Annotated in this window: 11 protein-coding genes and 2 pseudogenes; 12 read left to right on the forward strand and 1 reads right to left on the reverse strand. The window is 35.8% G+C overall.

Annotated elements, in window-relative coordinates; genetic code table 11:
- The first annotated feature begins 176 nt into the window (after window positions 1–176).
- The 12 genes and pseudogenes from ACYQ35_RS11010 (at window position 177) to ACYQ35_RS11065 (ending at window position 11,265) form a co-directional block, all read left to right on the forward strand.
- Window positions 177–1,124, forward strand: a complete 948-nt coding sequence (locus tag ACYQ35_RS11010) for a hypothetical protein (protein WP_459833522.1) — start codon at window positions 177–179, stop codon at window positions 1,122–1,124.
- Between the two features lie 8 nt (window positions 1,125–1,132).
- Window positions 1,133–2,170: a phage tail tip lysozyme gene (locus ACYQ35_RS11015; RefSeq protein WP_459833525.1), complete on the forward strand. Its 1,038-nt coding sequence runs from the start codon at window positions 1,133–1,135 to the stop codon at window positions 2,168–2,170.
- 11 nt (window positions 2,171–2,181) lie between these two features.
- Window positions 2,182–2,979: a hypothetical protein gene (locus ACYQ35_RS11020; protein ID WP_459833529.1), complete on the forward strand. Its 798-nt coding sequence runs from the start codon at window positions 2,182–2,184 to the stop codon at window positions 2,977–2,979.
- A 260-nt stretch (window positions 2,980–3,239) separates the two neighbouring features.
- Window positions 3,240–3,877, forward strand: a pseudogene (locus ACYQ35_RS11025) (conjugal transfer protein).
- Window position 3,878: 1 nt separating this feature from the next.
- The gene (locus ACYQ35_RS11030) at window positions 3,879–4,085 is read left to right on the forward strand and encodes a hypothetical protein (protein WP_459833534.1); all 207 of its coding nucleotides are present in this window, start codon (window positions 3,879–3,881) and stop codon (window positions 4,083–4,085) included.
- Between the two features lie 276 nt (window positions 4,086–4,361).
- Window positions 4,362–5,939: a recombinase family protein gene (locus ACYQ35_RS11035; RefSeq protein ID WP_459833537.1), complete on the forward strand. Its 1,578-nt coding sequence runs from the start codon at window positions 4,362–4,364 to the stop codon at window positions 5,937–5,939.
- Between the two features lie 19 nt (window positions 5,940–5,958).
- On the forward strand, window positions 5,959–6,918 hold the full coding sequence (locus ACYQ35_RS11040) for a DNA/RNA non-specific endonuclease (protein ID WP_459833539.1): 960 nt from the start codon (window positions 5,959–5,961) through the stop codon (window positions 6,916–6,918).
- 35 nt (window positions 6,919–6,953) lie between these two features.
- Window positions 6,954–7,733, forward strand: a complete 780-nt coding sequence (locus ACYQ35_RS11045) for a D-alanyl-D-alanine carboxypeptidase family protein (protein WP_084667646.1) — start codon at window positions 6,954–6,956, stop codon at window positions 7,731–7,733.
- A 57-nt stretch (window positions 7,734–7,790) separates the two neighbouring features.
- On the forward strand, window positions 7,791–8,660 hold the full coding sequence (locus ACYQ35_RS11050) for a metallophosphoesterase (RefSeq protein WP_009757151.1): 870 nt from the start codon (window positions 7,791–7,793) through the stop codon (window positions 8,658–8,660).
- Window positions 8,661–8,671: 11 nt separating this feature from the next.
- Complete coding sequence (locus tag ACYQ35_RS11055; RefSeq protein WP_009757150.1) at window positions 8,672–9,421, forward strand: segregation and condensation protein A; 750 nt, start codon at window positions 8,672–8,674, stop codon at window positions 9,419–9,421.
- A 14-nt stretch (window positions 9,422–9,435) separates the two neighbouring features.
- Window positions 9,436–10,005 carry an SMC-Scp complex subunit ScpB gene (gene scpB / locus ACYQ35_RS11060; RefSeq protein ID WP_009757149.1) on the forward strand — a complete coding sequence of 190 codons (570 nt, stop codon included), beginning with the start codon at window positions 9,436–9,438 and terminating at the stop codon, window positions 10,003–10,005.
- A 69-nt stretch (window positions 10,006–10,074) separates the two neighbouring features.
- On the forward strand, window positions 10,075–11,265 hold the full coding sequence (locus ACYQ35_RS11065; protein WP_459833546.1) for a D-alanyl-D-alanine carboxypeptidase family protein: 1,191 nt from the start codon (window positions 10,075–10,077) through the stop codon (window positions 11,263–11,265).
- A gap of 185 nt (window positions 11,266–11,450) precedes the next feature.
- Here the strand turns inward: ACYQ35_RS11065 and ACYQ35_RS11070 are convergent.
- A pseudogene (locus ACYQ35_RS11070) lies at window positions 11,451–11,579 on the reverse strand (IS256 family transposase); the annotation flags it as partial.

The following is an 11,579-nucleotide window of genomic DNA, read 5'->3' on the forward strand; positions in this document are numbered from 1 at the left end:
AAAGTTTCATACTCTCATTGGGAATGGCACTTATTTTTTTGTTAGTGAATATTGGGATAACTTTTTTTGTTTCGGTGCTGGCGGTTTTATTGATATTGGCACAAGTTTTGTTTGTCTTCTTTTCTTTGTTTTTACCAATTAATTTTATTGTTGGTTTATTACCGGGAAAATCTCAGGTGGCATATAGAGGGATTATAAGTGTATTTTCGTATATGTTTCTTCAGATAGGTGTCAGTTTTATTTTGATGATAACATTCTCAAGTTCGCAGTTGATATTTGATTTATCATCAAAAACGCCGTTATTTTTCACAATGATATTACAGCTAATATTGTTCATTGGTGTGTATATGAATTTGGGCAGTATTGGAGAAAAACTTGGCGGTGGAGATGCGGTAAGACAGATAGATCAAAAGAAAAAAGAAGTAGACCGTAAAGTTATTCATAAAGCGAAAGAAAAAGGAAAACTGGCAGGAAGAACGGTTAAAGCAGTTGCTACACAAGGAAAAAGTGAAGTTTCAAGAGTGGTTTCGGAAAAGTCAAAGGGAAGAAATCCAAGTGATTTAACGAGGAAAGTCAATATGGTTGGAAAAAATGAAGAGAAAACCGTTGATAAACAGTCAGGAAAACAAACAAATTTATATTCTATGCGAAAGAATACAGGTATGTCTGAGAGTTATGCAAAAGATAGTGAGCAGGCGGTGAAAATGCAACAAAGTTCTGATGAAAAGAAAAAAGATGCAAGGAAAGATAAAAGTAATTCAGAAGTGTCACAGATGATAAAACGTGAGGGAACTGATAAGACAGAACAAAAGGAGAAGAAACTCGCAAATATGAATTTGGCATATGAAGGCAAAGAAAAGGCTAAAGTCTCTTCGATATCAGATGTATCTAAAGCAACTGAAAAGAAAAATATTCCTTCAAGGGATAAAAAATTATCAAGTATGAATGGGGTTTATGAACCTCAAGATAATTTGAAAAATCTTAAGGACACAGTTCGGAAGGAAAATATGACAACAGGGAAAGTTGAGAAGAAAGGTTATGCAAATATGAAAGGAGTGCATGATATTTCTTCTGAAAAGATTTCGCATGGAAAAATGAATAATTCCGGCACAAAGAAAGAATAGGTGGCAGAATGAAGAAAAAGATAGGAATATGTATTTTTTTACTCTTGAGTCCTGTAATTCTTATTATAGGAATACTTTTTGCGGTTGCATCAAGTAGTTCAGGAAGGGCGTCAAATAGTTCCACTGTGCCGGGGTCAAGTCAGGCAATAGTTGAGGTGGCACTCTCGCAAGTGGGAAATGTAGGGGGAGAACCCTATTGGCGCTGGTATGGATTTGATAGTCATGTAAATTGGTGTGCTAGTTTTGTTTCATGGTGTGCAGACCAATGCGGATATATTGAAAGTGGGATTATTCCTAAATTTTCATATTGTCCTACAGGGGAAGCGTGGTTTAAGCAGCATGGACAGTGGAAAGGTAAAGATTACATACCAAAAGCAGGAGATATTGTGTTCTATGATTGGAATAATGATTCGGTAGTAGATCATGTTGGAATTGTACAATATAGTAAGGACGATAAGATTGTTACTGTTGAAGGAAATACCAGTGATATAAACCACGAAGAAAATGTTTGTGCGGTAAAAACAAGAACAAAAGAACACGTTTATGGATATGGTGTTCCAGCATATCCTTTTAACAGTAATGTGGAGGGAAGTAATTTAGAAGAACAGGTTTATAATTATTTGTGTAAGGCTGGATTTTCTAAAGCGAGTACCTGTGGAATAATGGGAAATATGTATCAGGAAAGCGGTGTAAATCCTTCTAATATTCAGGGCGGCGGTAAAGGTCCGGCGGCGGGGATATGTCAATGGGAAAACTATACGAAAAGAACAGGAAGTTGGAAACGATTGGAGGATATGGCAAAAGGCAGAGGTGTTTCGTGGACGGATATAAAAGTACAGTTAGATTTCCTTATATTTGAATTACAGGGAGGAGATCCTACAACAAAGGCGTTAATGGATAGAAATTATGGAGGGTTAAGTTTCTTTATGAATACAACTGATGTTGAATGGGCGACAAAAGTTTTTGAAACGTGTTTTGAAAGGGCAGGAAAACCGAATATGCCGAGAAGAATAAAAAAGGCAAAAGAATATTATGAAAGATTTTAGGAGATGTAGAAATGACAAAGCGGAAAGGAATTATTATAGGAATAACGGTTTTGGTGGCAGGCAGTATCTTGGCAATTATGTTTTTGAGTAAAGATAAAAGAGGAGAAACAAATAAAAAAGAGAATCCGCTATCGATAGAAAGTGCAGAAAAAATAGATGGTGTTTCCGAAAAAATGAAAGAGTTTCAAGGCGAGGTTTCGTTTGAAAATATGGACGGATTGTTTTTCTTCAGTCCACAGGAACAGGAAGAATTTAAGATACTTATTGGAAACTGGTTGTATACAGAAGGAATTGTACCTAAAAAGATAGAAGTTTATGAGGTGATAGAAGAATTGAGCCAAGACAGTTGGAAGTTTTATTGTCTTATAAATGACGGGGCATATAAAGTACAGGGGATTTTTAAGTTGGACGAAGATGTAAAACTTACATTTACAGATATTTTGCCTGAAAGAGAAAAGGAAGAAAGTGTTGCTGGGAAAGAGCCGACTGAAGAGGAAAAAGCATTAGTAAATGAAAGTTATGATCCGGGATATGAGAATGTGGATATGGGAAAGGTTGTAATTACATCAGGAAAAGAAAAACTTCCCAAAGAAATAAATCAGGAAGAATTAATTGAAAAAATGACGGAATATCTGCTGAAAGTTCAGGAATATCGGAGAGAAGTTGTGCTGGAAGAGGTTGAGACGGATAAAAACAAAATAGGCCTGATTTTTTCTTTTGTGATTCCGCGAGTAGATGAAAAAATATTTTGTGTAACTGTAAAAAATGATGAGTATAAGTTTTTCTTTGGAACAAGAGTAGAAGAATAGGAAGTGAGAAAATGAAAATAGGTATAAAAAAAGAAAAAGTAAAACATGAAGGGTTACATAGCAAACGTGTAATTTTTCTATGGATTTTGTTAGGCATCAGCCTTGTTTTTGCGGTTTATAAAAATTTTACGGCAATAGATAGGCATACTGTCCATGAGAGAGAAATAGTGGAAGAAAAATTGATAAGTACGAATGGAATTGAAAATTTTGTCAGAGGATTTGTCAAAGAATATTTTTCTTGGGAAAACACTAAGGAAGGTATGGATTTGCGAATAAAAAAACTTGAGGAGTATGCGGACGAAGAAGTTATTCATAGTGTGCAGGGAATGTTTCCGGCAGAGGTTACTAACCGCTCAGAAGTGTATAAGTTGGACATATGGAATGTAGAAAAGATAAAAGATAAGGAGTACAAGGTTACTTTTATTGTAGGGCAGAAAGTGATTAGTGCTTCCGGAGAAAAGAAAGTGGAACAACCTTATGAGACAGTTGTGTATATGGATAAAAATGAAGATATGCTTGTCACAAAATTGCCAACGTTGACTGAATTACCGAAAAAATCAAATGTTGCGGTAAAAGAAGATATGGAAGCAGAAAATGTTGAAGCCGATTTAGAAGAGAGTGTAAATGAGTTCTTGGAAGATTTTTTTGCAGTATATCCACGCTATCAGATAAGGAATTGAAGTATTATGCAAAAGAAGGAGTTATGCCGGAAATACATACGGATAGTTATAAGTTTAATATGCTTGATAAGTTTGTTATTATATCTATTCATGAAAATCAGGTAGAAGTACATTTAACCGTTTCCTACCAGTCGCTTTTTACAAACACGATTCAGACGTTTGAATATGATTTAGTCTTAGAAAGACAGGATAACTGGAAGATTATTGAGAAAAAGTAAAATGCAGGATAGATTTACTTATTTAGAAAAAATCAGTGATGAGCGGTTAGAAAAAATTTATTGTGATGCACTGGAAATACTGAGAAAAATGCGAACAGATGCCATGTTGAGAAAAGTGTATCGTGATGTGAATTTTTATGGGCTGTTGGAACGAATAACGGAAATTCAAGAAGCGAAAAAAGAATTAAAGAGATTACATTGGGAATAGGAGATGATAGGAAAAATTGTGTGTTGATGTTATAAGAAAGAGGAGTTGTTTCATATATTAAAAGAAAAAAGCGGGGATAAAAGTGAACGATAAAAATGGAAAAGATGTAAAAGTAAAAGTGATTTATGGAGAAAAAACTCTTTTGGAGTGTATGAAGAATGTAATCAAAATCCATAAGAAATAGAGATGGTAAATATAACCCTTATGATGTATACTTTTGAATGGTATATGTCATAAGGGTATAATATTTTATGAAGAAAAAGGAGCAAATGCTAAATGGGAAATCGTGTAGTATTATACCTTAGATTAAGCAAAGAAGATGTAGATAAAGTGAATGAAGGAGATGATAGTGCAAGTATTAAAAATCAGAGATTGTTATTAACAGATTATGCTTTGAAAAATAATTTTCAGATAGTAAAAGTTTATTCAGATGATGATGAGAGTGGCTTATATGACGACAGACCGAGTTTTGAACAAATGATTGAAGATGCGAAACTAGGACTTTTTGATATTATTATTGCTAAAACGCAATCTCGTTTTTCAAGAAATATGGAGCATATAGAAAAATATTTGCATCATGATTTTTTGAATTTAGGAATACGGTTCATAGGTGTGGTAGATGGGGTAGATACGGCAATAGCCTCTAATAAAAAGTCACGTCAGATAAACGGTTTGGTAAATGAATGGTATTGTGAAGATTTGTCGGAAAACATTCGCAGTGCCTTTAAAATTAAAATGAAAAATGGGCAGTTTTTAGGTTCATCATGTCCTTATGGATATAAACGTGATCCGAAGAATCATAATCATTTAATTATAGACGAGTATGCTGCAGATGTTGTTATAAGGATATTTGAATTGTATTTGAGCGGCTATGGAAAAGCAAAGATAGGTTCAATATTATCAGAAGAGGGTGTGCTGATACCGACTTTATATAAACAACAGATACTTGGAGAAAATTATAAAAACAGTAGAGCATTGAAAACAACAAGGGTGTGGTCATATCAGACGATTCATTCTATTTTAAATAATCAGACTTATGTGGGAGATTTAGTTCAAAATAAAACTAATAAACTTTCGTATAAAGATAAAAAGAAAGTATCTATGCCCAAAGAGGAATGGATTATTGTTGAGAATACACATGATGCTATTATAAGCAGGGAGATTTTTAATAGGGTGCAGGAAATGCAGAAAATTAAAACAAGGAGTGTTATCGGCAATGAAATAAAAGGAATGTTTACCGGTATTCTTTTTTGTGCAGATTGTAAACATAGTATGAGCAGGAAATATGAAAGAAGGGGAACCCATCAGTTTATTGGATATATTTGTAAGACATATAAGCAGCATGGAAAAAAGTTTTGCAATAGCCATAGTATTAAAAACTGTGATTTAGAAGAACTTGTATTAAATTCAATAAAAGAGGAAGCAAGAAAAATATTATCACAGGCAGATGTTGATGAACTTAAAAAGTTTGAAGTTATAGAGTCTAGTAGAACAAATTATGAGTTTCAACAGAGACAGTTAGAAAATCAAATAGAAAAAATAGGAAATTATAAGAAAAAAACGTATAATAATTTTATGGAAGAACTTATAGGGAAAGAAGAATATGTTTATTATATTGGGGAGTATGATAGACAGATTAAGGAGTTGCAACTTCAAAAAGAAAATGTACTTGAAAAAATGAAGATGCAGGACAAATTAGATAGTCAGCATGATGAATGGGTTGAGGCATTTAAAAATTACATAGATGTATCAGAACTGACAAGGGAGATGGTTTTGGAATTGATAAATAAAATTGAAGTACATGAAGATGGTATGATTGATATTTATTATCGTTTTTCAAATCCATATGGATAAAGAAAGGTAGGAAAAGATAGTGAAAAAGAAAACTGTGTTGAAAAGAATACAAAGTTTATTACTTGTATTAATGTTATCCGTAAATATAGTTGCCTGCGGTGGCGCAAATGCGACAACAAATCAGAAAGAGAACGAAGTTAATTTATCGGGAGGAACATTTGATTATGCGTCTGTTCCGGAATATAACGGAGAACCGTATGTGGAAGTGAATGGAAATGTCCCATATTTTACAGAGGAAGAGATTACGGATAAATCGTTTGAAACTTATGGTGAGTTGGACTCTTTAGGGCGTTGTACAACTTCGATTGCCAGCCTTAGCAAAGACACAATGCCAAAAGAGCAGGAGAAAAGAGGGAAAATCGGAAATGTGAAACCGACAGGGTGGCATTCGGTGAAATATGATTGTGTGCAGGGAAAATTTATTTTAAACAGGGCGCATTGTATTGGCTGGCAGTTAGGAGCGGAAAATGATAATGAGAAAAATCTTGTCAGTGGAACAAGATATATGAATTTAGAAATGTTAGAGTACGAAAATCTGGTGGCAGATTATATAAAAGAAACGGGAAACCATGTTATGTATAGGGTAACTCCTGTTTTCGTAGATAAAGAAATGCTTTGCAGAGGTTTGCTTATGGAAGGGTATTCGGTTGAAGATAAAGGAAAGGGTATATCTTACTGCGTATTTTTCTATAATGTACAGCCGGGGATTGAAATGAACTATCAGACTGGAGAGTCAAAATATACAGGTGTGTTTTTAGACACGGATTCTGTTGCAGTGGAATATGAAAGAGTAGTTTCTGAACAGGAAAAAAATAATAAAGAAGGTTCGTATATTTTAAATACAAATACGAAAAAATTTCATCTTCCAAATTGTAAAGGGATAAAGGATATTAAAGAGAAAAATAAAGAGGCCTTTAGCGGAAAGAGAGATGATTTACTGAAGCAGTCATATTCTCCGTGTAAAATGTGTAATCCATAATCTGTCTACTATGTTTATACGCCTCATGTGTGGCGATGGCAGAGCATATTTGCGGCGACGAGCAGACTTTCGTCAAAAAGATGAATGAGCGGGCGGAAAAGTTAGGAATGAAAAACACCCATTTTGTAAATTGTAACGGTTTAGACGCCGACGGACATCTGACAACGGCCAGGGACATTGCGCTTATGTCAAGAGAATTAATTACAAAATATCCTGAAGTACATAAATATACAAAAATATGGCAGGAGAATATTACGCATGAGACAAAAAAGGGTACGTCTAAGTTTGGGTTGACGAATACAAATAAATTTATCCGACAGTATCCATATGCTACCGGATTAAAAACAGGTTCAACCGGGAAAGCGAAATTTTGTCTTTCCGCAACAGCAGAAAAAGATAAAGTAAACTTAATTGCCGTAGTGATGGCATCGCCTAATGCGAAGCAGAGAGTGAAAGATGCTGTAACTCTGATGAATTACGGATTTGGAAAGTGTAGAAAATATGAAGATGAAGCGCCTATAAAAATAAAGGAAGTGCAGGTGAAAAGAGGTCAGGAAGAGGCGGTTGATATACAGGCGGAAAAGAAGTTTAAATATATTGACTCGTCGGGTTCAGACCTGTCGAACATAAAGAAAAAGGTAAAAATGAAAGAAAATATTTCTGCTCCGATAAAAAAGGGAGAGAAACTGGGAAGAGTAATTTATTATTTAAACAAAAAAGAAATCGGAAATGTATCCGTTGTAGCCAAGGAAGATATAAAAGAAGCAGACTATCCGTATGCGGTACGGTCTGTCCTGAAAACCTTTTTCTTGTAAAAAACATGAAAAAAATATATAATAGTATGGGAAGATAAAGGAAAAGGATAGAGAAATTTGAAGAATTTATTGATTGTACTGGGAATTATTTTTCTTCTTATACTTATTGAAATTATTCGGGAAATTACTACATTTAAAGTAACTCATTATGAAATAGTTTCGGGAAAACTGAAGAAAAATATGGGTGAAAAGAAGGTTGCTTTTATCAGTGATCTACACAATTATTCCTATGGAAAAGACAACGGGAAATTATTAAAAGCAATAGAGAGAGAAGAACCGGATATAATACTTTCAGCAGGGGATTTGCTTGTCGGAGATAAAAACAAATCTTCGGAAACGGCAGAAAAATTTGTGGCATCTTTGGCGTCGGAATTTCCGGTTTACTGTGCGAATGGAAATCATGAACAGCGCATGAAAGAGAAGCCTGCCACATATGGAGAGAAATATATTCAATATAAAAAAGAGTTACTAAAAGCAGGCGTGCATCTTTTGGAAAATGATTCGGTCTTACTTGACTGGGCGGGAAGCAAGATCAGAATAAGCGGTCTTGAGATTCCTTTGAGATACTATGGTAAATTTACGAAAGAAAAATTAAAAATAGATGAGATTGAAAGCCGTTTAGGGAAAGCAGATGAAGATATCTTTGAAATTTTATTGTCACATAATCCGGTTCATGCAGAAACATATGCAAAATGGGGAGCGGATTTGACTTTATCGGGACATTTACACGGCGGAATGGTGCGTATCCCTTTTAAGAGAGGTGTAATTACGCCGCAGGCCTGCCTGTTTCCAAAATATTCAGGTGGAATATACGATGTTGGGAAAAAGAAGATAGTCGTCAGCAAGGGGCTGGGAGTGCATACGATTCCCATACGGCTGTTTGACGAAGCGGAAGTTATTATACTTCATGTAAAAGGAAAAGGATAAAGGGAAAAATTATGGGAATACCTGTAAAATTAGAAGCGTTTGAAGGACCGTTAGATTTACTGCTTCATTTGATAGAAAAAAATAAAATTGATATTTATGATATTCCGATCGTGGAAATTACGAACCAGTATATGGATTACATTCGGGACATGGAAACAAAAGATTTGAACGTAATGAGCGAATTTTTACTGATGGCATCTACCCTACTGGATATTAAATGTAAAATGTTACTGCCCAAAGAGGTGAACGAAGAAGGGGAGGAAGAAGATCCGAGACAGGAACTGGTGGAGCAGTTACTGCAATACAAAATGTATAAATATATGTCATATGAACTTCGTGACCGCCAAATTGAAGGAGAAAGGCTTATGTTCAGAGCCCCCTCCATTCCGAAAGAAGTTTCAGAGTATACCGAGCCGGTGGATTTAGATGTCCTCTTAGACGGAATGACTCTGGCAAAGCTGAAGGCGGTGTATAATGAGGTGTTGAAGAGACAGGAAGGTAAGATTGATCCGATAAGAAGTAAATTTGGGAGGATTGAGAAAGAAGAAGTGGAATTGCCGGAGAAAATTTCATTCTTGCATCAGTATGCGAAGGCGCACAAAACGTTCAGTTTTCGTCAACTTTTAGAAAGGCAGAAGTCAAAGATACATATTGTTGTCACATTTTTAGCTGTTCTTGAAATGATGAAAACGGGAGAAATACGGGTTGTACAGGAAAATACTTTTTCGGAAATTATGATTACATCAACTGTATGCAGATAAAGGAAGGACGATACATGGAGATTAAAGAAACAGAGGCTATTGTTGAAGCAATTTTATTTACGATGGGTGAATCTGTAGAGTTGGATAAAATAGCAAATACGATAGGACATGATAAGGAAACGACAAGAAAAATTATACAGAATATGATGATGCGATATGAGGAAGAGGATAGGGGAATACGCATTATCGAATTGGAAAATGCATTTCAACTATGTACAAAACAGGAAATGTATGAATATTTAATTCGGATTGCAAAACAGCCAAAACGTCATGTGCTTACCGACGTACTGCTGGAAACCCTTTCGATTATAGCTTACAAACAGCCGGTAACCCGATTGGAAATTGAAAAGATAAGAGGAGTAAAATCCGATCATGCAGTGAATAAACTGATCGAATACAACCTTGTGACAGAAGTGGGGAGAATGGACGCTCCCGGTAAACCACTTCTTTTTGGGACGACAGAAGAATTTTTAAGGCGGTTCAGTGTACAGTCTGTAGATGAACTCCCTGTTTTTGATACAGAAAAACTGGAAGATTTTAAAGCGGAAGCGGAAGATGAAGTACAATTGAAATTGGATATTTAACTAAAGGAATAAGAAGAAAAAAACGCACATATAGTAGGATAGACGGATTGACAAAAGGTGCGTGTGATTTTGAAAAAAAGAATAGGGATTGTTTTAATTGTAACTATATTTTTTAGTATAACGGCAAAAGCGGTTGAAAAGCCCAAAGAGTTGTACGCCCAGTCAGCAGTTCTTATGGACGCAGACAGTGGGCGTATTTTATTTGAAAAAAATGGAGATCAACGGAGAGCAATGGCGAGCACAACGAAAATTATGACTTGTATCCTCGCGCTGGAGAGAGGAGATCTGGAAGGGGAGGTTGTTGCATCAGAAAATGCCGCAAAGCAGCCGAAAGTTCATTTGGGAGTGGAAAAGGGTGAAACTTTTCGCCTGCGGGATCTGCTGTATTCACTTATGCTGGAATCACACAACGACAGTGCAGTGATGATAGCGGAAAAGGTGGGAGGAAGTGTAGAAAAATTTGCAAAGATGATGAATGAAAAGGCGAAAGAAATTGGCTGCATCAATACATATTTTATTACTCCGAATGGTCTGGACGCAAAAGACGATACTGGAAAACATTCCACTACAGCGGGAGAACTGGCAAAGATAATGAGTTACTGTATTACACAATCACCAAAAAAGGAAGAATTTTTAGCGATTACAGGGCAGAAAAGTTATCAGTTTACCAATATGGAGAAAACACGAACTTATATATGCCATAATCATAATGCATTTTTAGAAATGATGGAAGGAGCAATTTCCGGAAAGACAGGGTTTACGGGAGAGGCGGGGTATTGCTATGTGGGCGCATTGAGAAGGAATGACAGGACATTTGTGGTGGCGCTATTAGGGTGTGGCTGGCCTAATAATAAAACATACAAATGGTCGGACACAAAAAAATTGATGCAGTACGGTTTGGACTCTTTTCAATATAAAGATATTGAGCCTGCTATTTATTTTGAGACAATACCGGTCGAAAACGGAATTCCACAAGATGAGGATTTTACGGAAAAGGCACAGTTAAGATTTTGTGTGAAAGGAAAGAAAAAAATCAGCGAAAGAATTTTGATGAGCGATGAAGAAAGCGTAAGGGTGGAGACGAAAATAAAAAAGGAATGGAAGGCTCCGATAGAAAAAGGTGAGAGGGCTGGAACCGTCACATATTATTTGAATGATATTCCTGTCAGAGAATATGAGGTGGTAACTGAGAATGGCGTGGAAGAAATGACATGGAACTGGTGTCTGAGACAGATGATAGAAAAATATATGACATTATAAAAGGAAGAGCAGAGTGTCTGCCCCTCGAGACTATGAAGAAAAGTCTGTAAATAAGATCTTCTATGATAATGATAGGCGAAAGGCTTGAGTAAAATCAGCTTTTCGCCTTTGTCTTATATATAACAGCTACAAAATTGCATGTCAATAGCAGGCGGGAAATCCGCCCGTCTTTTTGACCTTTTTTATTATTCGGGTAAGCGTCCCTCATACATAATGCTCAGTTCACCATAGACCTGTGCCCAGTTCCGGATCGTTGCTGTCCATTTTTTCGTGGCTTCAAAGGTAGCTAGATAAAGGGCTTTTAAAAGGGCTGT

The organism is Faecalimonas hominis, from assembly GCF_054660755.1.